At 40.0% G+C, this 22,829-nt stretch carries 18 protein-coding genes, 1 tRNA gene and 1 other annotated feature; of the genes, 1 reads left to right on the forward strand and 18 read right to left on the reverse strand.

The annotated features are described in order from the left end of the window. Positions 1 to 65: 65 nt before the first annotated feature. The 13 genes from yihA to ilvB all read right to left on the reverse strand — a co-directional run bounded on the left by yihA (position 66) and on the right by ilvB (position 17,849). The gene (gene yihA, locus NSU02_RS14440; RefSeq protein ID WP_063387465.1) at positions 66 to 650 is read right to left on the reverse strand and encodes a ribosome biogenesis GTP-binding protein YihA/YsxC; all 585 of its coding nucleotides are present in this window, start codon (positions 648 to 650) and stop codon (positions 66 to 68) included. After that, positions 647 to 2,971 carry an endopeptidase La gene (lon, locus tag NSU02_RS14445; protein WP_339193184.1) on the reverse strand — a complete coding sequence of 775 codons (2,325 nt, stop codon included), beginning with the start codon at positions 2,969 to 2,971 and terminating at the stop codon, positions 647 to 649. The genes yihA and lon overlap by 4 nt, the downstream gene beginning before the upstream one ends. A 187-nt stretch (positions 2,972 to 3,158) precedes the next feature. Beyond that, positions 3,159 to 4,817 carry an ATP-dependent protease LonB gene (gene lonB, locus NSU02_RS14450; protein WP_339193185.1) on the reverse strand — a complete coding sequence of 553 codons (1,659 nt, stop codon included), beginning with the start codon at positions 4,815 to 4,817 and terminating at the stop codon, positions 3,159 to 3,161. Between the two features lie 201 nt (positions 4,818 to 5,018). Next, entirely contained in the window at positions 5,019 to 6,284 is a 1,266-nt protein-coding gene (gene clpX, locus NSU02_RS14455) for an ATP-dependent protease ATP-binding subunit ClpX (protein ID WP_066249773.1), read from the reverse strand. Positions 6,285 to 6,558: 274 nt separating this feature from the next. Further along, positions 6,559 to 7,845, reverse strand: a complete 1,287-nt coding sequence (gene tig, locus NSU02_RS14460) for a trigger factor (RefSeq protein ID WP_063387461.1) — start codon at positions 7,843 to 7,845, stop codon at positions 6,559 to 6,561. Positions 7,846 to 8,049: 204 nt separating this feature from the next. Further along, positions 8,050 to 9,030 carry a tetratricopeptide repeat protein gene (locus NSU02_RS14465; RefSeq protein WP_339193186.1) on the reverse strand — a complete coding sequence of 327 codons (981 nt, stop codon included), beginning with the start codon at positions 9,028 to 9,030 and terminating at the stop codon, positions 8,050 to 8,052. Positions 9,031 to 9,760: 730 nt separating this feature from the next. Beyond that, positions 9,761 to 10,354, reverse strand: a complete 594-nt coding sequence (gene leuD / locus NSU02_RS14470) for a 3-isopropylmalate dehydratase small subunit (protein WP_063387459.1) — start codon at positions 10,352 to 10,354, stop codon at positions 9,761 to 9,763. 16 nt (positions 10,355 to 10,370) lie between these two features. Further along, a complete protein-coding gene (leuC, locus tag NSU02_RS14475; protein WP_339193187.1) occupies positions 10,371 to 11,786 on the reverse strand; it encodes a 3-isopropylmalate dehydratase large subunit in 1,416 nt (471 codons plus the stop codon). Positions 11,787 to 11,870: 84 nt separating this feature from the next. Next, positions 11,871 to 12,983, reverse strand: a complete 1,113-nt coding sequence (gene leuB / locus NSU02_RS14480) for a 3-isopropylmalate dehydrogenase (protein ID WP_063387457.1) — start codon at positions 12,981 to 12,983, stop codon at positions 11,871 to 11,873. 23 nt (positions 12,984 to 13,006) lie between these two features. Then, the gene (locus tag NSU02_RS14485) at positions 13,007 to 14,551 is read right to left on the reverse strand and encodes a 2-isopropylmalate synthase (RefSeq protein ID WP_339193188.1); all 1,545 of its coding nucleotides are present in this window, start codon (positions 14,549 to 14,551) and stop codon (positions 13,007 to 13,009) included. Next, positions 14,538 to 15,563 (reverse strand): ketol-acid reductoisomerase, encoded by a 1,026-nt coding sequence (gene ilvC, locus NSU02_RS14490; RefSeq protein WP_094246308.1) that lies wholly within the window; start codon positions 15,561 to 15,563, stop codon positions 14,538 to 14,540. Before ilvC ends, NSU02_RS14485 begins: the two co-directional genes overlap by 14 nt. Positions 15,564 to 15,609: 46 nt before the next feature. Beyond that, entirely contained in the window at positions 15,610 to 16,128 is a 519-nt protein-coding gene (gene ilvN, locus NSU02_RS14495) for an acetolactate synthase small subunit (protein WP_063387454.1), read from the reverse strand. Next, positions 16,125 to 17,849, reverse strand: a complete 1,725-nt coding sequence (gene ilvB, locus NSU02_RS14500; protein ID WP_063387453.1) for an acetolactate synthase large subunit — start codon at positions 17,847 to 17,849, stop codon at positions 16,125 to 16,127. The genes ilvN and ilvB overlap by 4 nt, the downstream gene beginning before the upstream one ends. Before the next feature lie 87 nt (positions 17,850 to 17,936). Beyond that, positions 17,937 to 18,188, reverse strand: a binding site (T-box leader). A 539-nt stretch (positions 18,189 to 18,727) separates the two neighbouring features. On the opposite strand from ilvB, the gene NSU02_RS14505 reads away from it, so the two are divergent. Further along, on the forward strand, positions 18,728 to 19,087 hold the full coding sequence (locus NSU02_RS14505) for an MmcQ/YjbR family DNA-binding protein (RefSeq protein ID WP_063387491.1): 360 nt from the start codon (positions 18,728 to 18,730) through the stop codon (positions 19,085 to 19,087). Between the two features lie 432 nt (positions 19,088 to 19,519). On the opposite strand, the gene NSU02_RS14510 is transcribed toward NSU02_RS14505, so the two are convergent. From NSU02_RS14510 to NSU02_RS14530, 5 genes are all read right to left on the reverse strand, one after another. Next, positions 19,520 to 19,596 (reverse strand) — tRNA-Arg (locus tag NSU02_RS14510). Between the two features lie 125 nt (positions 19,597 to 19,721). Next, the gene (locus NSU02_RS14515) at positions 19,722 to 20,234 is read right to left on the reverse strand and encodes a metallophosphoesterase (protein WP_144597669.1); all 513 of its coding nucleotides are present in this window, start codon (positions 20,232 to 20,234) and stop codon (positions 19,722 to 19,724) included. Further along, positions 20,212 to 20,829 carry an XTP/dITP diphosphatase gene (locus NSU02_RS14520; RefSeq protein ID WP_339193192.1) on the reverse strand — a complete coding sequence of 206 codons (618 nt, stop codon included), beginning with the start codon at positions 20,827 to 20,829 and terminating at the stop codon, positions 20,212 to 20,214. Before NSU02_RS14520 ends, NSU02_RS14515 begins: the two co-directional genes overlap by 23 nt. Then, positions 20,826 to 21,596: a ribonuclease PH gene (gene rph / locus NSU02_RS14525; RefSeq protein WP_063387450.1), complete on the reverse strand. Its 771-nt coding sequence runs from the start codon at positions 21,594 to 21,596 to the stop codon at positions 20,826 to 20,828. Before rph ends, NSU02_RS14520 begins: the two co-directional genes overlap by 4 nt. Positions 21,597 to 21,700: 104 nt before the next feature. Next, positions 21,701 to 22,783 carry a GerMN domain-containing protein gene (locus tag NSU02_RS14530; protein ID WP_339193194.1) on the reverse strand — a complete coding sequence of 361 codons (1,083 nt, stop codon included), beginning with the start codon at positions 22,781 to 22,783 and terminating at the stop codon, positions 21,701 to 21,703. Positions 22,784 to 22,829 lie beyond the last annotated feature (46 nt).

Below are 22,829 nucleotides of genomic sequence, written 5' to 3' on the forward strand. Positions count from 1 at the left end.
AACAGCTCGAAGCGGTAAAGCTTCTCGAGCTTTTCCTTCTGCATTCAGCCTAAAGCAATTTCGTTTTATGATAGGAATGGATAAATGGCTGACCATGCATCCTCTTTTCCGTAGCCAGTTTCTGCTGAAAAAAGAATAAGCGGATCATTTTTTTCCATTTTTAGCGTTTCCTTCACTACTTTTAAGTGTTTTTGCCATTTTCCTTTAGGAATTTTATCCGCCTTTGTTGCGACAATTACAGCAGGAATTCCATGATATTTTAAAAATTCGTACATCATGACATCATCAGATGTAGGTGCATGGCGGATGTCAATGATAAGAATACATGCTTTAAGCTGTTCTCTTTTGAGCAAATACGCTTCGATCATTTTCCCCCATTTTTCCCGCTCCCTTTTCGACACTTTGGCAAATCCATATCCGGGAACATCAACGAAATAAAATTGATCGTTAATTAAATAAAAGTTTAACGTTTGCGTTTTCCCAGGCTTTGAAGAGGTTCTCGCCAAATTTTTTCTATTGATCATTTTATTAATAAACGAAGATTTCCCGACGTTAGACCTTCCTGCCAGAGCGATTTCTGGAAAATCGGTTGATGGATATTGATCAGATTTAACCGCACTTATGACAATTTCTGCTTTTGTTACCTTCATTCTTTTTCTCCTGCCAATGCATGTTTTAATACTTCATCCATATGTGAGACAAGAACAAAAGTCAATTCTTTTCTTACGCTTTCCGGAATATCATCTAAATCCTTTTCATTTTCGTTCGGCAAAATAATTTTCTTTAAACCGGCACGATGGGCGCTTAATGTTTTTTCTTTTAAACCGCCTATCGGCAGAACGCGGCCTCTTAAAGTAATTTCACCTGTCATTCCGACTTCTTTTCGAACCGGTCTTCCAGTTAATGCTGAAATAAGCGCCGTTGCCATCGTAATGCCTGCAGACGGTCCATCTTTTGGAACAGCTCCTTCAGGCACATGAATATGGATATCATATTGTTCGTGGAAATCTGGATCTATCTTTAGTTCTTTTGTTCTAGATCGAATATAGCTGAAAGCGGCTTGAGCCGATTCCTTCATGACATCTCCGAGCTTTCCGGTTAAAATCAGCTTGCCTTTACCCGGAGAGATGGACACTTCAATGGACAGCGTATCGCCGCCGACCGTCGTATATGCGAGACCGGTCGCCACACCGATTTGATCCTGCAATTCTGCCTGACCGTATCGAAACAATTTTTTGCCCAAAAAGTCTTCAAGAGTTTTAGCGGTTACAACAATTCTTTTTCTTTCACCTGTTACAATCGTTTTCGCTGCTTTTCGGCATATTGCTGCGATTTGGCGTTCTAACCCTCTTACCCCTGCTTCGCGCGTATAATAACGAATTATATTTAAAATTGCTTCTTCTCTTATTTGCAAGTGACCTTTTTTCAGTCCATGCTCTTTTAATTGTTTTGGAAGAAGATGATCTTTGGCGATATGAACTTTTTCTAATTCGGTATAACCGGCAATTGTGATAATTTCCATTCTGTCGCGCAGCGGACCTGGAATAGTTGCTAAGTTATTAGCTGTCGCAATAAACATGACTTTTGATAAATCATATGGCTCTTCAATATAATGATCGCTGAAATTATGGTTTTGCTCCGGATCCAGCACTTCAAGAAGAGCAGCTGAAGGATCACCGCGAAAATCGCTGGACATTTTATCAATTTCATCCAGCAAAAATACCGGATTAATCGTTCCCGCTTTTTTCATCCCTTGAATGATCCGACCCGGCATCGCACCGACATATGTTCTTCTATGGCCTCTTATTTCCGATTCATCCCGAACGCCGCCAAGAGAAATTCGAACGAACTTTCTATTTAATGATTTTGCAACAGAACGGGCAAGAGATGTTTTCCCAACGCCAGGCGGTCCCACTAAACATAAAATAGGGCCTTTAAGCGAATTTGTTAATTTTTGCACTGCTAAATATTCAAGCACCCGTTCCTTTACTTTATCTAGTCCGTAATGCTCTTCATTTAAGATCACTTCCGCCAGCTTTATATCCAGTCTGTCCTCTGTTGCCTTGTTCCACGGCAAGGAAATGAGCCAGTCTAAATAATTGCGGATCACCGCACTTTCAGCGGATGTTGAAGGGATTTTTTCATATCGGCTGAGCTCTTTCATAGCCGTTTTATAAACATGTTCCGGCATTCCCGATTTTTCAATTTTTTCAGTCAAATCTTCTATTTCGCCCGTTTTCCCTTCCTTTTCTCCGAGCTCTTTTTGAATGGCCTTCATTTGTTCGCGCAAATAATATTCTTTTTGCGTCCGTTCCATTGATTGACGGACCCGCTGGCCTATTTTCTTTTCAAGCTGCAGAACTTCCTTCTCATTATGGAGCATTTGAATAATTTTATTTAATCTTTCTTTCACATCAAATGTTTCTAATATTTCTTGCTTATCTTTCAGCTTGATCGGCAAGTGAGAAGCAATAATATCGGCCAATCTTCCTGGTTCCTCTATATCCAAAACGGTTGCAAACGTCTCACTTGAAATTTTTTTAGACATTTTTATGTATTGCTCAAAATATTCAAGCGCAGTTCGCATCAAAGCTTCTTCTTCAACATCTTTTTGAAGCGGTTCTTCATAAGTATCAACTTGTACAGAAATATATGGTTCCTTGCTTTCAAAACTTTTGATTTCGCCTCTTTTTTGTCCCTCGACAAGCACGCGAATGGTGCCGTTCGGCAGTTTGAGCATTTGCTTAATTTTCGTCAGCGTTCCAATATGGTATAAATCATCCTCTTTTGGATCATCTATTGAAACTTCCTTTTGTGTTGTTAAAAATATCATATGATCATCCATCATCGCCTTCTCAAGCGCCTGTACAGATTTATCGCGTCCTACATCTAAATGTAGCACCATCGATGGATAAACTAACAAACCTCGAAGCGGTAGGAGGGGGACGATTCTATTCTCTTTTTTCGCCATATTTTTACACCTCCATCATGTGAAAAATAGATTATACAGCGTCCTTGTTCAATTCTATCCTATTCTTTCTGCACTGTCTATTTTCAAACTTATCTTTATTGAAAGGAATAAATAACTGCCTCAATAAAAATAAAGGTTCAGTGCCACGGCCTGAACCCTGTTAGGCATTTGGAATAAAGACGCTGCTTTAAACCGATTTTTTCTCTATGATTGTCTCTGGATAAATTTGCTCCGTTGGAGGATTGATGAGCGCACAATCTAACACTTCCTGAAAGCTTCGAACAGGAATAATTTCAATGTCTTCAATCGTTTTTAAAATTGACTGCATATTCTCCTCTGGTATGATCACTTTTTTTGCACCTGCCATCTTGGCAGCTTTTATTTTTGGAATAATTCCGCCAATCGGTTTTACATTCCCATGAATGCTGATCTCTCCAGTCATCGCAACGGTATTATCAACAGGAATTTTGTGGATGGCAGAAAAAATGCCGGTTGCCATCGCTATTCCTGCACTCGGTCCATCAACAGGTGCCCCGCCGGGAAAGTTTACATGTATATCATAATCATGGGCATTAACTCCCATTGATCGTAACACTGTTATGACATTTTCAACGGAGCCTTTGGCCATGCTTTTTCTTTTGATGGATTTTCCGCGGTCGCCAATGTTTTCTTCTTCTACAATACCTGTAATGTTGATCGTTCCTTTTTCTTTTGCCGGAATAACCGTCACTTCCACCTCTAATAAAGAGCCGCTGTTTGGTCCGTAAACAGCAAGACCGTTCACCAGTCCAACTTTAGGTTCATTTCCAATTTTCTTTTCATATTTTGGTGTAAGCTGGCTGGAATGGACAATCCATTCAATATCTTCGACTTTCACTTCATTTCGGTCCTCGGTGATGGCAATTCCAGCAGCAATTTGCATCATATTGGCAATTTCTCTTCCATTGCGGGCATAAGAAGTTAAAATGGATATTCCTTTTTCTGAAATTTTTACATTTACTTTTTCAGCCGCTTTCCGAGCAACGACCGCGAGTTCATCGGCCGTTAAATCTCTAAAAAATACTTCAAGGCAGCGCGAGCGAATGGCGGGCGGTATTTCAGATGGTGTTCTTGTAGTTGCCCCGATCAAGCGAAAATCAGCCGGGAGACCGTTTTGGAAAATATCATGAATATGACTTGGAATTTGAGAATTTTCTTCACTATAATAGGCGCTTTCTAAAAAAACTTTTCGGTCTTCAAGTACTTTTAACAGTTTATTCATTTGAATGGGATGGAGTTCGCCAATTTCATCAATAAACAACACGCCGCCGTGTGCATGAGTCACTGCTCCTTGTTTCGGCTGTGGAATTCCGGCTTGTCCCATTGCCCCAGCACCTTGATAAATGGGATCATGAACAGAACCTATTAAAGGATCAGCTATTCCCCGTTCATCAAATCTCGCTGTTGTTGCATCCAATTCAACAAAAACAGCATTATGTTGAAAAGGAGACTTTTTATTTCTTTTCGCTTCTTCAAGAACGAGCCTTGCAGCAGCCGTTTTTCCTACACCAGGAGGTCCGTAAATAATAACATGCTGGGGATTCGGCCCGCATAAAGCCGCTTTTAATGCTTTGATGCCATCCTCCTGTCCGACGATGTCAGAAAAGCTTTTTGGACGAATTCGTTCTGAAAGCGGCTTTGATAATTGGATAGCTCTCATTTTTCTCAATTGTTCCATTTCTTTTTTCGACTCGCGGTCAATGGAAATTTTTTGCGTCCGCTGATTCCGCAATAAATTCCAAAAATAAAGACCGACAATGACTCCGAAAATTAATTGTATGAAAAGGGCAATCCCTGTCCAGTTCATCCTGAGTTTCCTCCTCAACAAATGTTTATCCCCTATTATCTCCTTTGCATATACGGATTAAACATATGTTGAGGACGGATTTTCATGAAAAGAAGGATCGAGTTGTATGAACTCGATCCTTCTTATTTTTATGAGAACAACTATCCTTTTACAAAACTAAACTGCTGCAAATTCAGACTAAAAAGCCCGTCAAAACGTGTCTTATGCGGAAGTTTTCGTATCTTCATTTATAATGGTTCCATCATTTGCAATCAGCTTCGGAGGAATTTTTTCTCTTACAGTGTTTGCCGTGATGACACATTTTGTAATATCATCACGAGACGGCAATTCAAACATCACATCAAGCATAATGCCTTCAATGATAGAACGAAGGCCGCGCGCACCTGTTTTTCGTTCAATTGCTTTTTTCGCAATTTCTGATAATGCTTCTTCTTCAAATTCCAGCTCAACGCCATCTAGCTCGAGCATTTTTTGATATTGTTTAACAAGCGCGTTTTTCGGTTTTGTTAATATTTCGACAAGTGCTGCTTCATCAAGCGGTTCAAGGCTGGCAATGACAGGCAAACGCCCGATAAATTCCGGAATTAACCCGAATTTTAATAAATCCTCAGGTAGCACCTTTGAAAGCAGTTGCTTTTGATCAAGCTCTTTGTTTCGGCTATCTGCTCCAAATCCAATGACCTTTTGCCCTAATCTGCGCTTGATGATTTGCTCTATGCCGTCAAATGCTCCGCCGCAAATAAATAATATATTAGTCGTATCGATTTGGATAAATTCTTGATGCGGATGTTTTCTTCCGCCTTGTGGAGGAACACTTGCTACAGTTCCTTCCAAAATTTTCAGAAGTGCTTGTTGGACGCCTTCACCAGACACATCTCTTGTAATGGATGGATTTTCTGATTTTCTAGCAATTTTGTCAATCTCATCGATGTAAATAATTCCTTTTTCCGCTTTTTCCACATCGTAATCAGCAGCTTGGATTAGCTTCAGCAAAATATTTTCAACATCTTCCCCAACGTATCCAGCTTCCGTTAGCGACGTTGCGTCAGCAATTGCAAATGGAACATTCAAAATGCGTGCAAGCGTTTGTGCAAGCAGCGTTTTTCCGCTTCCTGTCGGCCCGATTAACACAATATTACTTTTGGACAGCTCAACATCATCAATTTTATTGTTTGAATTAATCCGCTTATAATGGTTGTAAACTGCAACCGCCAAAGATTTTTTTGCCTGCTCCTGCCCGATTACATATTCATCTAGGATGCTGAGAATTTCTTTCGGTTTCGGAACATCCTTAAATTCAGCCTCTTCTTCTGTGCCAAGCTCCTCTTCTACAATTTCTGTGCAAAGTTCAATACATTCATCGCATATATAGACGCCAGGACCAGCAACCAGCTTTCTCACTTGATCTTGAGTTTTTCCGCAAAACGAACATTTTAACTGTCCCTTTTCATCGTTAAACTTAAACATGATATCACCCCTTAATTTCCTTCATTGCCTCCCCACCCATATATAAACCGCACGCATGAATCGGGGAACAATGCTTTTCAAACAAAAGAAAAGTATGTATCGCATTTTATCATAAAACAAAAGAAAAGCGGTAATGAAAAGTATGTATAGTTATGTGACAATTATTATGTACAGTTTCGAACGATTTAACGCTTTTCATTTTATAAAACAAGGCACGATCAAATCGCGCCTTGTTATCAACTTTATCAAAGATCATGATGTTCCTGTAACTATATTATGCAACATCTTTTCTATTTTCTACAAGAAAATCGACCGCTTTTTTAATTTTTAAATCTTCTTTTATTCCTTCTGTTGAACCGAGTGCTCTCTTAACGCTTTCAACTGGCATATTGTACATGTCAGCCATTTTTTGCAGCTCTTCATTTACTTCTTCTTCTGTCACATCAATGTTTTCAGCTTTCGCAATTGCTTCTAATGTTAAGTTATATTTCACGCGCTTTTCAGCGTCTTTTCTCATTTGTTCACGCAATTCTTCTTCGCTTTGGCCAGAGAATTGGTAATACAGTTCTAAGTTCAAGCCTTGCAATTGCAAGCGTTGTTGAAATTCATTCATCATTCTTTCAAGTTCATTGTCAATCATCACTTGCGGAATGTCCACTTCAACATTTTCTGCAGCTTTTTCAACAAGTTCATCACGAAGTTTATTTTCAGCTTGTGTGTTCTTTTGCTCTTCTAAACGCTCTCTAATTTTCGCCTTTAATTCTTCAAGTGTTTCAACCTCATCGTTTACATCTTTTGCAAATTCATCATCCAATGCAGGGAGTTCTTTCGTTTTGATTTCATGAATTTTCACTTTAAAGACAGCCGGTTTTCCAGCAAGCTTTTCCTCATGATATTCTTCAGGGAACGTTACTTCTACATCCTTTTCTTCGCCTGCTTCAAGCCCGATCAACTGATCTTCAAAACCAGGGATAAATGTGCCGGAGCCGACTTCCAAAGAATAATTCTCAGCTTTTCCGCCTTCAAACGCTTCGCCGTCAACAAAACCTTCGAAGTCGAGGACGACTGTATCTCCCTCTTCCACTTTTCCTTCTTCTTTCACAACCAATTCAGCATGCCGTTCTTGAAGCTGTTTTAATTCGTTTTCCACATCTTCATCCGTAACGGTTGTATCTTCTTTTTGGACATCCAAACCTTTATATTCGCCAAGTTTCACTTCTGGTTTGACCGTTACTTTAGCCGTAAAAATAAGCGGTTTATCTTTTTCAATTTGTTCAATATCAATTTCAGGACGGTCTACCGGTTCAATTCCAGCTTCTTCAACCGCTTTTGGGTAAACTTCTGGAAGCAAAATATCAAGCGCATCTTGATATAGCGCCTCAACACCGAATCTCTTTTCAAAAATAGGGCGCGGCACTCTTCCTTTGCGGAATCCTGGAACAGCTACATTTTTTACAACTTTTTTAAATGCTCGATCCAGCGCTTCTTTAAATGTTTGTGCATCTACTTCAACGGTTAAGACTCCTTCGTTTTTCTCTAATTTTTCCCATTTAACTGACATTTGTTTCCCTCCAACAATCTATAAATATTATTCGTGAGTACACGATAAAAATTTTTTATATGCCTTGTCCGTAAAGAAACAAGCCATAAAATAAATATGTCAAAAAAGGATAACCGGCACCAATAGCAAGAAAGGTGCATACAAAAAATATACATTTTACAACCATTTTATTATACCATAGGATTCAATCCTTTCAATAGGACTCTACCATCTAATGTTTGAAATTTCTTCAATTTGTCTAATTTTATCGCAAACTGAAATAAACTCAGCACTTTTTATGTTGTAAATCCGCTCAACTTCCGTCAGCTTGATGACGATCCCAAAAATTTCGTAGCCAACGTAATGAAGCGCTGCTGCCCAAATATTTGCATTTTCCGGTTTAGGATGAAAAGGATACATGACATATAAATGACGAATCCATATATCTTTTACAGCTTCGAAAAGGGTTGGATTTTCATTTCCTAAAAAATCGTCCAAAAGATTGAGCACTTTTTTGGCAAACGTCATTTCTAATAAATCTTGAAGATGGATAGGATTTACAGCGGTAGTTTCCCCGAATTTCTCAACGGTCATTATTCGTGCTATTTCATGATCTCGCAATATTTGCAGCAGCATTGTTTTCACAACCGGATGGACCGTTTTTGACTGAAGCATCTCTTCAATCGTATGTAAATTTTTTTTAACATTATTATTATTTTTGATCGAATGTATGTAGGAAATTTGCTTGTCCAGCCTGCTGAAAAGATCATCGTCATTCGGTTCTGGACTGATTTGCTCTTCGCTCATCCTCCGGCTAAAATGAAGCAGCTTGTAAAACTGTTCTGCATGTGCTGCCGGAAGTTTATTTTCTTCCAAAACCGCTTCAATCGTCGTTTTTACCTCATCATATTGTCCAAGCTGTACTAAAATCGTTAAATACATCTGCAATATTTCAAAATAATTTCCTTTTGCTTCGTGAAGCATTTTTTTACAAATTTGTTTTGCTTCCTGATATTCTCCAAGCTCCATTAAGCATAAAGCAATTCCTATTTCAATATCAGGGTGATTTGAATTCCAAGATCTCGCCTCTAAAAAAAGGTCGAGCGCTTGTTCAAATTGTTTATTATGTAACGCATTCATTCCTTTTTCAATCAATCGTTCATTAAGTCGGGGAAAGGGAATGATTTTTCCATTCGCTTTTTTCATTGTAGAAAACCTCTTTATGATTTTGCTACAAGTTTACCAGCTGAGCAACGAGAAAACAAGAATCAAATCGAGTAGGAGGGAGCGATTAACTCCCGTCCTCTCACACCACCGTACGTACGGTTCCGTATACGGCGGTTCAATTAAGATAATTGACGCAAGTCTTTATAACTTCCGTGAATAGCTGTTCTCTTTATGCCAGTGGTCACTCCACCCTCCAAGAGATCTCCCACGGGATTCACCGCTTCCTCCCTCAAGTGAGGTACTACGTTTTCTGTGTTCATCATGACTCACTGAATGCCAAGGGCTATTCTCTCTTAATTGTTCGGTCCTTCTTAGTTGTTCTAGACCAACTAATACTATGACCTCTGCTGACTTCTGACTGTTCAGCTATCTATCACTAGATAGGTTACCAAGGTTACTTGGCGTGCCAGCCAGACCTCCCCGGGTAAGAGTGTAATCTTTCCTTCCATCCATCTGCTTCATTTACTCTGTATCACCTTCGGCAGAAAGGGCTTTGTTTTGTCTTGCAAACTCACCCAGTGATACCTAGCCTCATATGAAGTTCGTGTTCCTCAGACCGGAAGTTTGCCGCTCGCTTCCTTCAGATTCCGCGTCACCACGGACACCCTTGCGTTAAGCTAACTGCTACTTCTGCCTTCGCAGCTCGGGACTTTCACCCTATAGATTACACCCATGCCGGGCGCACAAGAAAAAGCGGAGGATGCAATCATCATCCCCACGCTTTTGCCTTTTGTTCAAATTGGCTGATCTGCTCTTCATATAATAATGTAAATCCTATTTCGTCGCGTCCATTTAAAAGCATTTCCTTCCAATGCTCATTAATGTCAAAATGAAACTCAAATCCTTCTTGATCAAATACTTTTTGCTGCTCTAAATCAATCGTGCATTCGTACACATTTCCTTCCGCTTTTTTGAGCAATGTTTCAAACACTTCTTCATTGACCCGTATCGGCAGGATTCCGTTTTTTAAACAGTTTTGATAAAAAATATCTGCGAAGCTAGGCGCGATAATTGCGCGGAAACCAAAGTCTGCTAAAGCCCATGGAGCATGCTCTCTTGATGAACCGCAACCGAAATTTTCGCCAGCTAGCAAAATTTGTGCGCCTTTGTAGACTGGCTGATTTAACTCGAATTGTGGATTTTCCTCACCATTATCTAAATATCTCCAATCAAAAAAAGCAAATCTTCCATAACCTGTCCGTTCAATTCGTTTTAAAAATTGTTTCGGAATGATTTGGTCCGTATCCACATTTGTTCTATTTAATACTGCAATATGGCTAGTTAATGTTGTAAAAGGCTGCATGCTGCTTCTTCCCTCCTCATTTTACTGCTTCAAGCTTCTCTGTCCGAATATCAACAAACTTACCATAAATTGCTGCCAGTGCTGCCATTGCAGGACTCACTAAGTGAGTTCTTGCCCCTTTCCCTTGACGTCCTTCAAAGTTGCGGTTGGAAGTAGACGCACATCGTTTTCCAGGAGGCACGACATCGTTATTCATGCTTAAACACATGCTGCATCCAGAATCTCTCCATTCAAAACCAGCATTGATGAAAACTTCATGCAATCCTTCTTGTTCTGCTGCTTGTTTTACTTTTTGGGAGCCTGGAACTACGATCGCTTTCACATTTGGAGCAACCTTTCGTCCTTTAATTACATTCGCCGCTGCACGCAAATCAGTTAGTCTTGAGTTTGTACATGATCCAATGAATACATAATCGATTTCAATGTCTTGAATGTTCGTTCCCGGTTCAAGTCCCATGTACTCATACGCCCGTTTGAAGGAAGCTGCTTCATTTTCATTGCGTGCATCCTCAAGTGTCGGAATCGAATGGTCAACAGGCAGCACCATGCTTGGATTTGTACCCCAGGTAACCATCGGTGCGATGTCTTCCCCGCGGATTTCAATCGTTTTATCAAATGTAGCTCCTGGATCAGATCTTAAAGATTTCCAGTAAGCAACTGCTTTTTCGAACTCTTCCCCTTTCGGAGCATATTTTCTTCCTTTTATATAATTAAAGGTTGTTTCATCCGGAGCTATTAAACCGGCGCGGGCACCTGCTTCGATTGACATATTGCAAATAGTCATCCGTTCATCCATTGATAAGCTTTCAATCACTTCACCCGAATATTCAATAACATAGCCTGTACCGAAATCAACACCAAATTTTCCAATAATGTAAAGGATGACGTCTTTGGCCGTGACTCCTTCTGACAAAGATCCTGTCACTTTCACTTGCAAAGTTTTCGGACGGTGCTGCCATAATGTTTGAGTGGCCAAAACGTGTTCTACTTCACTTGTTCCGATTCCAAATGCCAGCGCCCCAAAAGCGCCGTGTGTCGATGTATGGCTGTCTCCGCATACAATAGTCTTTCCTGGAAGAGTAAGCCCTAATTCCGGACCGATAACATGGACAATTCCTTGATCATCGCTGTCTAATCCTGCCAGAGTAATTCCAAATTCTTGGCAGTTTCTTTCTAAAGCACTTATTTGGTTTTTAGCTACATCATCTTCAATGACAAAGCGGTTCACGGTTGGGATATTATGATCCATTGTGGCAAAGGTGAGATCAGGACGTCTCACTTTCCGTCCGTTTTGTCTCAATCCTTCAAAAGCTTGCGGTGATGTAACTTCATGTATGAGATGAAGGTCAATATAAAGCAGATCCGGTTTTCCCTCTTCCCTTACGACCACATGATCATCCCAGATTTTTTCTATTATGTTTCGAGGCTTCATTTTCTTTTTCCCCCTATTTCCTGTTTTGTATCTATTAAGAAAACGGTGAGCTTCTCCTCCCGGAAAAGCCCACACCCCCCCATTTTATTCATAGGAATCGATAATATTTAATAGTGCATAATCGTTCGCAAGCACTTCTTTGATTTCTTCCACCATTTCAGTTGTATGAATAAATGCACCTTCATTATTTGTTAAATCTCTCGTGCACTTTCCGGAATCCAACACGTGTTTAACCGCTTTTTCAATGGCTCTAGCTTCTTCATGAAGATCAAAGGAATAGCGGAGCATGAGCGCACCAGATAAAATCATTCCGACAGGGTTTGCCAGGTTTTGGCCGGCAATGTCAGGAGCCGATCCATGCACTGGTTCATATAAGTGCAATCCACTGTTTGATAAGCTTGCTGAAGGAAGCATGCCCAACGATCCAGTAATCATGGATGCTTCATCGCTTAAAATGTCACCGAACATATTTTCCGTCACAATCACATCAAACTGGCTTGGCATGCGGATCAATTGCATGGCCGCATTATCAACAAGCATATGCTCCAATGTGACATCAGGGTATTTAGAAGCCAATTCTTCGGCAATTTCACGCCAAAGCTTGCTAGTTGTAAGCACGTTTGCCTTATCAACAGACGTTACTTTTCCTCGGCGTTTTTGCGCCATTTGAAAAGCTGTTTCCAAAATGCGTTCAATTTCTTTCCGTTTATAAAAAAGCGTGTCAACCGCTGCTTCTTCTCCGTCTGAAACGATTCTTTCACTCGGTTTCCCGAAATAAAGTCCGCTTGTCAATTCGCGTACAATCACCAAGTCAACATCTTCTATTTTTTCTCCCTTTAACGGAGATATTTCTTGAAGGGCTTTATAAGTTTGAACAGGGCGGATATTTGCAAATAAGTCCAACTCTTTTCGAATGCCTAGCAATCCTTTTTCCGGACGGAGTTCAGGAAGATTTTTATCCCATTTCGGACCGCCTACAGCTCCTAATAAAACCGCATCGCTTGAACGACATAATTCAATCGTTTCTTCAGGAAGAGGTGTCCCGCACTTATCTATCGCTTCTCCGCCAATTAAGCCGAATTCAAATTCAAAATCATGTTTGTAATATTGTCCAATAGCCTTTAAAACCTCAATAGCTCCGTTCGCTACTTCTTTTCCAATGCCGTCTCCCGGCAAAACAGCGATTTTTTTCTTCATCACGTTCCACCCCTTTCATGATTTTATACAGTCGCCTGATGTTTTTCCTTCGCTGTATGTTTGAGTAATATCGCCCTGTTGACAGCATTTAGATAGGCTTTGGCAGATGCTTCAAGCACATCCTGGGCAATGCCGCGTCCTCCCATTTCAATTCCGTCCACGTTAACTTTTACATATACTTGCGCTAACGCATCGCGTCCTCCTGAATTAGATTGGATTCGGTAGTCCAGCAAAGTGACGGACTGCTTCAAACAGCGTTCTAACGTATTGTAAATAGCTTCTACGCTTCCATTTCCTGTCGCAGCCTCTTGAATTTCCTCGTTTTCTTTCGTTTTCAGCGTCACAGTGGCAGACGGGACTCCAGTCGTACCATATGTTACCTGCAGCGCACAAAGTTCATATGTTCCTTCTTCACCTGTTAATTGTTCTTCTAATACAAGAGCTACAAGATCATCTTCCGTCAATTCTTTTTTCTTTTCAGAAAGTTCCTTAAAAGCAGTGAATAAACGATTTGTCGCTTCTTCATCCATTGTAAAGCCTAATTCCTTGAGCTTTACCCGAAATGCGTGACGACCAGAATGTTTTCCTAATACTAAACTGTTGGACTGTACCCCAACAAGTTCAGGAGATATGATCTCATATGTTGTTTTTTCTTTCAGCACACCGTCTTGATGTATGCCAGATTCATGGGCAAAAGCGTTTTTCCCGACGATCGCTTTGTTTGGCGGAACTATCATTCCTGTCAATTTGCTCACTAAATCACTTGTTCTCTTAATTTCATTTAAGCGGATGTTTGTTTCAACTTTGTAATAGTCTTTTCGAATGTACAGAGCGACAGCCACTTCCTCTAAAGCTGAATTGCCCGCACGCTCTCCAATTCCGTTAATCGTACCTTCAATTTGTCCTGCTCCATGTTCTACAGCGCTGAGAGCGTTCGCTACTGCCATTCCTAAATCGTCGTGGCAATGAGCGGACAAAATGACTTGATCAATGTTTTTCACATTTTGTTTTAAATATTCAAATATTTTGCCATATTCAATCGGAGTGATATAGCCTACAGTATCAGGAATATTGATGACTTTCGCGCCGGCTTCAATCACTTTTTCAACAATTTCCGCCAAAAAATCGAGTTCAGTGCGGCAGGCATCCTCTGCAGACCATTGTATAATAGGGAAAAATTTCGCTGCATATTTGACGGATTCTACTGCACGCTCGATCACTTGCTCCTTCGTCATTTTCAATTTATATTCCCGATGAACAGGCGATGTTGCAATAAACGTATGAAGTCTTGGCTCCGCCCCGTCTTTCAATGCTTCCCACGCCGCATCGATATCTCCTTTAACAGATCTCGCCAATCCTGTAACAGAAGAATTTTTGATTGTTCTGGCAATTTCCTGTACTGAGCGAAAATCGCCTGGAGAGGAGGCAGGAAAGCCTGCCTCAATAATGTCCATTCCAACTCGTTCCAGCTGTTTTGCGATTTCTAATTTTTCTTTTAAGTTTAGGTTTACTCCAGCGGATTGCTCGCCATCTCTTAAGGTTGTGTCAAAAAAGTTAATTTTTCGCACCAGTTACCACCGCTTCCTTATTTTTAGGCTTTACAAACGGCATCATGTCTCTTAACACTCTTCCGACCTGTTCAATTTGATGCTCATTTTCACGATTGTTGATCGCGTTAAACTGTGGTCTTCCTACTTGGTTTTCCAAAATCCATTCTTTCGCAAATTTTCCAGTTTGAATATCATTCAATACAGCTTTCATGTTTTCTTTTACATGCGCATCGATTACGCGCGGTCCAGATACAAAATCACCCCATTGAGCTGTATCGGAAATGGAGTATCTCATGTTGGAAAGTCCGCCTTCATACAGTAAATCCACAATTAATTTTAGTTCGTGCAAACATTCAAAATATGCAACTTCAGGCTTGTAACCTGCTTCAACAAGCGTTTCAAATCCAGCTTTCACAAGGGATGTTAACCCGCCGCAAAGAACTGCTTGCTCACCGAAAAGATCCGTTTCTGTTTCTTCTTTAAACGTTGTTTCAAGAACGCCGGCACGTGCGGATCCGATTGCTTTTGCATATGCTAAAGCCAATTCTTTCGCTTGACCTGTTACATTTTGTTCTACAGCAATCAATGCCGGAACCCCAGCTCCTTCAGTGTAAGTTCTTCGCACAAGATGACCTGGGCCTTTAGGTGCAACTAAAAATACATCCACATCGCTTGGCGGAACAATTTGATTGAAATGAACGTTAAATCCATGGGCAAATACGAGAGCATTTCCTGCTTTTAGTCCCGGCTTCACTTCATTTTCATAAAGCTCTCTTTGCTTTTCATCCGGAACAAGCACCATGATAATGTCTGCTTCTTCAACAGCTTCACGAACTGTTTTAACTTCCAATCCATCCTCTTGAGCTTTTTCAAATGATTTACCTTTTCTAACGCCAACTACTACATCTACGCCGCTTTCTTTTAAATTTAAAGCATGCGCGTGACCTTGAGAACCATATCCTAAAATCGCTACTTTCTTCCCTTCTAATACAGCTCCGTTAATATCTCCGTTATAGTATACTTTTGTCATTTGTACATCTCCCTTTCTTAAATGTTTTACTATATTTAAAAATGTATTAGACGATTGAAAAAGTTTTTTCGGACTGCTGCAGCTTTTGTGTACCGCGAGGAAAAGCTGTCAGTCCTGTTCTGGCTATTTCCTTGATGCCGTACGGTTTCAATAAGTCAATCAGCGCTTCAATTTTGTTCGGCTCACCTGTTACCTGTACGACAACGCTGTCTCTGCTAACATCAATGATCGATGCGCGAAACGGTTCGATCACACCGTATATTTCCATTCTTGTCGATGGATTTGCAACAACTTTAATTAATGCTAGTTCTCTTGCAACAATTGATTGATTTGTGATATCCATCACTTTCAACACATCAATTTGCTTATTTAATTGCTTTGTAATTTGTTCAACTTCTTTTTCTTCTTTAACATTTACAACAAATGTAATTCGCGAAACGCCTTCTATTTCCGAATGGCCGACAGAAATGCTTTCGATATTATAGTGTCTTTTCGTAAACAGGCCAGTAATTCGGTTTAAAACTCCTGATCTATTCATGACAGTCAGCGTAATGATTCGCTTCATTTCTTTATCCCCACCATTTCATTCAGTCCTTTGCCAGGAGCAATCATTGGATATACGTTTTCTTCCGGTGCTACGACGATTTCAATCAGCTCCGGCTCTCTGTTTGCAAAGCTTTTTTCCAACACTGTCTTAAGATTTTGATGATTTTGGATTCTTACTCCTTTTATTCCAAACGCTTCTGCCAATTTAATAAAATCAGGCTGCGTTTGAAAGACGGAATGAGAATAACGTTTTTCATAAAAGAGTTCTTGCCATTGGCGAACCATACCGAGCGAATTGTTGTTCAGAACGATTACTTTGATTGGCAAATTGTGCTCTTTGATTACCGCAAGCTCTTGGAAGGTCATTTGGAACCCTCCATCACCCAATATCGCGACAACCGTTCTGTTGCGGTCAGCAAATTGCGCGCCGATAGCTGAAGGGAGTCCAAAGCCCATCGTTCCAAGTCCGCCCGATGTCACCCATCTGTTTGGCGAATTAAAGCGATAATATTGCGCAGCCCACATTTGATGCTGGCCTACATCTGTTGTAACAATTGCTTCTCCTTTTGTTTGTTTATAAATTTCTTCGATCACTTCTTGAGGTTTGATTTCATTTTCAGATTTTTCATACCATAATGGATATTCTTTTTTATATTCAGCAAGATGCTGAATCCACTCTTGATGATCGCCTTTATTTCCTTCCTGCTCGATCAAAAGCTTCAATACTTGCTTCGCGTCGCCGACAATCGGAATTTGTGTGGGAACATTTTTACCAATTTCGGCAGGATCAATGTCAATATGTGCTACAGTTGCATTAGGCGCAAAATGTTTAAGATTTCCTGTTACTCTGTCATCAAAGCGGGCTCCGATGCTAATCAATAAGTCGCATTCATAAAGAGCCATGTTAGCCGCGTATGTTCCATGCATTCCTGCCATTCCTAAAAATAGAGGATGATCCGCTGGGAAACTTCCTAATCCAAGTAGAGTGTTTGTGATCGGAATTTGCTGCTGCTCAACATATTCTCTCAGTTCATTCGCAGCATTGGCATGGAGAACGCCGGCACCAGCTAAAATCACCGGTTTTTTTGCACTGCTGACCGATTCCACCAGCCTGCGGATTTGCAAGTAATTCGGCTCTAATTTCGGCTGGTAGCCAGGCAATGACAATTCCATATCATATTCGAAATTGCCTTCCGCCTGTGAAATATCTTTTGGAATATCGATCAATACAGGTCCTGGTCTTCCAGTTGTTGCGATATGAAACGCTTCTTTAACAATTCTCGGTAAATCATTTATATCTCGAACTTGATAATTATGTTTTGTAACGGGCATGGTAATTCCGATCACATCTGCTTCTTGGAAAGCATCAGAACCGATCACAGTTGTTGCTACTTGCCCTGTAAAGACGACGAGCGGCAAAGAATCAATTAATGCATCCGCAAGCCCTGTCACTAAGTTGGTTGCACCAGGTCCTGAAGTGGCAATGACGACACCCGGTTTTCCGGATATACGTGCATATCCTTCAGCAGCATGGATTCCTCCTTGCTCGTGTCTTGTTAAGACGTGAAAGACTCCAGAATTATATAGCTTATCATATATTGGCAAAACGGCTCCACCGGGATAGCCGAAAATGACTTCTACATTTTCCCTTTTTAAGGCTTCGATGAGCATTTCCGACCCCGTCATGGTTGTTGTTGTACATTTGGTTTTCAACTCATCCAACTGTACATTCGCAGTCATGAATATATCCTCCTTTTAAACAGATGTGATAGAATTTTTAGATAATGAAAAACCTTCCCGCCCCTATGAAACCCACTTATAGCAGGCCAAAGGGGCGAGAAGGTTGAATTCCCGCGGTACCACCCTTCTTCGTGATCAAATCGATCACCTCATGAACGGAATATCCGTTCTTTTCCTAACGAGTGCATTGGGATGCACCCGGCCAATCCTACTCGCTGTCCGCTTTCGAAAAGGCACTCGGAGGCGAGTTCATCCTTGGTGATAACGCCGGTTTTCAGCTCCCCCGGCTCTCTGGAGTTATCTTAACCAAAGATTACTAATCCTCTTCATCGTTTTCATCTATAAATTTTTACATTCAATCCTTATACGAAAATTTATGTTTGAGCCTTATAATACGCTGATTTTTCAAAAGTGTCAACACCATTTTTATGAATTATTTGATTATTTTTATGAAACAGTTTTTTGGTAACGTTTACAAACTCATTATTTCAACATTTTATAATACAATGAAAATTTTTTATGCTCTAAATTGAAATAAATATCGATTCCAAACCATTAGGCAAAATGTGCGTAATATTTTATTTAAATTAATTTGAATAGCCAACGTTTTCAACAAATGCGGCAAAAGAAAAAACATCCATTTTATTCGAAATTACACCAGTTTTTCTTAAAGGCTCGGCAACCCGAACACTTCAGAAAGAGGGCTGTAATCTGTTTTAAACAGTAATGCAGCATATGTATGTTCTAAAACCTTGAACGTTATTCGATTTTAAATAAAAGCCCTTCACTTGAAACGAGCAATTTCGGAAGAAGGAAAAAAGACAAAGTATGTTGTATAAAAAATATTTGGAACAATATATGGTGGAGGAGATTATATGATGAACAAACAAAAGCTTGAATCTTTCTGTCTCAAACTTCCCGGTTCTGTTCATGATTACCAAATTGATTGGGAAGCAGACCGATATAAAGTGGGAGGCAAAATATTTGCGATTATAGGATGTGATTCTGAAGGAAAGCCAATCATCACGTTAAAATGTGATCCGCATCATTCTGAACAATTAAGAGAAAATTACGATGGCGTCATTCCAGGCTACTATATGAACAAAAATCATTGGATCTCAATATATTTTAACACGAACATCCCGGAGGAAATTTTGGAAAACCTGATTTTTCGTTCCTACGAACTTGTTTTTCAAAAATTGCCGAAGAAAATACAAAAGCAAATAAAACTGCAATAACTTAGGAAATAATGACATTGCTGTTTTGGGCGTCACTTATTAGATGTGAACTCCTCCTCAGTGAAAAGCCTCAAATCTTTTTAAATGGAGCTTAGAATTGGATTTGCATCCACGGATTTCGCTTATACACATGCTAGTCTTTTAATGCATAGAAACCATAGGCCTGCAGCAATAAATTTTTAAACATTGAAACGATAAAAAGCAGAGCAAGCTAAATCCTTACTCTGTCTAATAAACTGTATTAATTATTTTTTTAAATTACTAATTGTTCTAAAGCATGTTCATTGTATTTATTAAGATCTACAATATCAAACCCGATAAAATGTTCAAACTCTTTATCAGAAAAGCAAAAATTAAAAGCTCATAAATATTGACATATCAATATTTATGAGCATTATGTAATAAATTCATCCTATTCAAAATTAACATAAATGGCGTCCCAGGAGAGATTCGAACTCCCGACCGACGGCTTAGAAGGCCGCTGCTCTATCCAGCTGAGCTACTGGGACATTGGATAATTTTTTATTATTTTTTCGAAAGACAATGTTTATTATAATTTCATGCTAAAAGTATGTCAACTACTTTTTTAAAAAAATTTTTTGAGGGAGAAAAATTCTCCCTCAAGGAAGAGTGGTTAAGCAAATTGGAATTTAGTGGACAAGTTTGAAATTTTCTCTCCATGAAGATTGTAAAAATCTACAATTGCTTGGCCATTCATCAATTCTAGTATAGCATAAGTTTTTTCATTTCTCATCCTCGGAAGGAAAATACTTCCTGGATTAATAAACAATTTCCCGTCTACAAGCTCGGCTCCGGCTATATGCGAATGGCCGAAACAAACAATGTTCGCTTGCGCTTCCTCTGCACGATATTTTAATTTCATTAAAGTCGTTTTGACAGAATATAAATGGCCATGGGTGATAAAAAAGCGATAGGTTCCGATTGTTTCAATGATTTCATTCGGGAAGCTTCCAAGGAAATCGCAATTTCCTTTCACGATCAACATATCTTGAATTTGTTCCGCTCCATCATTCAGCTCTGAATCACCGCAATGGATGATTGCTTCTACTTCGTTTATATGCCTTTTCTTAATTTCCACAAGCTCATCCGTAAGACCGTGACTATCACTTATAATTAAAACTTTCACGATTAGCCTCTCCCCAATCGCCTATTAATTTTTCTAGTTTCTTCAAAGCTTTTGCACGATGGCTGATTTTGTTTTTTTCGAACTGCTCTAGTTGAGCCATCGTTTTTTCTTTGCCGTCCACAAGAAAAATAGGATCATATCCAAAGCCATTGTCACCGCGAGGTTCAGTTGTAATTTGTCCTTCACACACACCTTCCACCGTCATCGTTTCAAGGTCTGGAGCAGCAAACGCCAAAACACATATGAACCTTGCTTTTCGATTTTCAACGCCTTCCATTTTTTTTAAAACCTTTTGAATATTTTTTTGATCATCTTTTTCATTTCCTGCATATCGGGCCGAATAAACCCCCGGTTCACCATTTAAAGCATCAATCGAAAGCCCGGAATCATCTGCAACAACGGGTTTATTAAGCAATTGGCTGATTGTCTCCGCTTTTAGAACAGCATTTTCATAAAAAGTTTGGCCGGTTTCTTCAACATCTGGCAAATTCGGATAATCCAACAGTGACTTGACCTGTATTCCTTTTTTTTCTAACATCGCGCGAAATTCTTCGATTTTCCCTTTGTTTTTGGTGGCGATCACCAATTCTTTCATGAGCATCCCTCTTCCCGCTGATCCCTGTTATTGATAATTTTTGCAGTCCATTCCCCTAATGCCGCTTTTTGTTTTTCGATTAGTTCCAAAATTCCTTTTTCAGCATATTCCAACAGTAAGTTCAGCTCTTCTTTTGAAAACGTGGATTCTTCCCCAGTTCCCTGCAATTCAACAAAATGGCGGCTTGATGTCATAACAACATTCATATCAACTTTTGCCGCTGAGTCCTCTTCATAATTCAAATCTAAAATGACTCCGTGTTCAGGAACGATCCCTACAGACGTAGCTGCTAAAAAATCTGTTACTGGATATGTATCTAGTACACCGTCATTGAATAATTTACCGAGAGCGAGATTTATTGCAACATAAGAACCTGTTATGGAAGCCGTTCTCGTTCCCCCGTCCGCTTGAATTACATCGCAATCAATCCATAATGTTCTTTCACCCAGTTTCTCCAAATCAACTACTGCACGCAAGCTTCTTCCAATCAGCCGTTGAATTTCCATTGTCCTTCCGGAGATTTTTCCTTTTGATGCTTCCCGGACCGTTCTTTGAGCCGTTGCACGCGGAAGCATGGAGTATTCTGCGGTAATCCATCCTTTCCCTTCACCTCTCATAAAAGGAGGGACACGGTCTTCTACACTTGCGCTGCATATCACTTTTGTATCTCCAACCGTTATTAAAACAGACCCTTCCGGATGCTTCAAATAATCCGTTACTATTGTGACTTCTCTTAACTCATCTTGATTTCTGCCATCAAGGCGCATTGTTTTCCCTCCTACCAACTGCAATGTACGAAAACATGAAAGAAGAGGCAGCTATCATGCTCGCCTCTAAAGTCTCATTCTTATAGTATATCAAAAATAGATGTTTAAAAACTACCTGTGTTTACATTTTCAGGTCTTGACACTGGCTCTGACAAACTTTTTCCATCTTCATTCACAAGGTCTTGCTTGCCGTTCACTTTTAGTGCTACTTTTTCTATTCCTTCCTGCTCCGTCAATGTAAGCACAAGGGAGTTTATAACATGATTGGAAACGATCTTTTTCTCCTCATCATAGCTTCCATAAATCGCTTCGTTGAAGTTTAAAGTGACTTGACCGTCTTCATATTTTGGCTTTTCAATCAGCTTCACTTCAGACTGAAACTCGCTTAATAATCCGCTTGAACGGTCTGGACCTTCAACTAATGCGTTAACAGCAGCTACGACTTCGTCTTTTTCTTCATTGCTGATCCTCTTTGTCACGGGAACATAATATACGTTATCCCCTTCTTCCCCAATATAATACACGGTTAGAGGATGAGTATCCGTAATATCAACAGCATCGCTCGTATCAATATTGATGCCGTCTTTTCTAGTCGTTCCTTCGCCGATTGGGGTTCCCTTTACTGGCATTTCTTTCAGTTCATGGCCGTTCACCCAGAGCTTTACTTTATTAATATTTTTAAATTGGGTTAATGTCCATGTAATTGCCTGCAAAATTTTTTCTTCATCTTCCGGCTTGTAGTTAGTAAATTCATTTGAGAAATCTACAATAGCCGTTCCGTCTTTAATATCTACTCCTTTAACAACTGTATCTTCCGGCAATACCGCACGGAACCCGTTCGGGAGAATGTTTGAAACGGGCCCTCCAGCCACTAAATATTCAACGGCTTGTTTGGCTACTTCCTTCGTGTTAGGCAGCTCCAATGTTTGTGGAACGACCATTCCGTTTTTGTCAATTAAATACAGAACTCTTTTCACCGTTTCCTTTGAGGATTCCTCTTTGTCGGACGTTGATTTCGCTGAGTCTAATTGCTGATCAAGCTGATCCCCGTCCTCCAAATAGGTAATATCCTGCGGCGGATCTATTTCTTGTTTTGAACTCTTGCTTCCAAATGAAGAACACCCTGAAAGCAAAACAAAAGTAGCCAAAACTGCTGCTGTCACATTCACCCATCTGTTTTTTGGCATAACAATCCCTCCTAAGGCAGTTTGTACTACTATGTATACGAGCATT

This window comes from Aeribacillus sp. FSL W8-0870, from assembly GCF_037963755.1.
GTDB classification, from domain to species: domain Bacteria; phylum Bacillota; class Bacilli; order Bacillales; family Aeribacillaceae; genus Aeribacillus; species Aeribacillus composti.

Coding starts and splice junctions, on each gene's coding strand:
- yihA (WP_063387465.1), bottom strand. CDS start 650: ATGAAGGTAACAAAAGCAGAAATTGTCATAAGTGCGGTTAAATCTGAT.
- lon (WP_339193184.1), bottom strand. CDS start 2,971: ATGGCGAAAAAAGAGAATAGAATCGTCCCCCTCCTACCGCTTCGAGGT.
- lonB (WP_339193185.1), bottom strand. CDS start 4,817: ATGAACTGGACAGGGATTGCCCTTTTCATACAATTAATTTTCGGAGTC.
- clpX (WP_066249773.1), bottom strand. CDS start 6,284: ATGTTTAAGTTTAACGATGAAAAGGGACAGTTAAAATGTTCGTTTTGC.
- tig (WP_063387461.1), bottom strand. CDS start 7,845: ATGTCAGTTAAATGGGAAAAATTAGAGAAAAACGAAGGAGTCTTAACC.
- NSU02_RS14465 (WP_339193186.1), bottom strand. CDS start 9,030: ATGAAAAAAGCGAATGGAAAAATCATTCCCTTTCCCCGACTTAATGAA.
- leuD (WP_063387459.1), bottom strand. CDS start 10,354: ATGCAGCCTTTTACAACATTAACTAGCCATATTGCAGTATTAAATAGA.
- leuC (WP_339193187.1), bottom strand. CDS start 11,786: ATGAAGCCTCGAAACATAATAGAAAAAATCTGGGATGATCATGTGGTC.
- leuB (WP_063387457.1), bottom strand. CDS start 12,983: ATGAAGAAAAAAATCGCTGTTTTGCCGGGAGACGGCATTGGAAAAGAA.
- ilvC (WP_094246308.1), bottom strand. CDS start 15,563: ATGACAAAAGTATACTATAACGGAGATATTAACGGAGCTGTATTAGAA.
- ilvN (WP_063387454.1), bottom strand. CDS start 16,128: ATGAAGCGAATCATTACGCTGACTGTCATGAATAGATCAGGAGTTTTA.
- ilvB (WP_063387453.1), bottom strand. CDS start 17,849: ATGACTGCGAATGTACAGTTGGATGAGTTGAAAACCAAATGTACAACA.
- NSU02_RS14505 (WP_063387491.1), top strand. CDS start 18,728: ATGAACAAACAAAAGCTTGAATCTTTCTGTCTCAAACTTCCCGGTTCT.
- NSU02_RS14520 (WP_339193192.1), bottom strand. CDS start 20,829: ATGAAAGAATTGGTGATCGCCACCAAAAACAAAGGGAAAATCGAAGAA.
- rph (WP_063387450.1), bottom strand. CDS start 21,596: ATGCGCCTTGATGGCAGAAATCAAGATGAGTTAAGAGAAGTCACAATA.
- NSU02_RS14530 (WP_339193194.1), bottom strand. CDS start 22,783: ATGCCAAAAAACAGATGGGTGAATGTGACAGCAGCAGTTTTGGCTACT.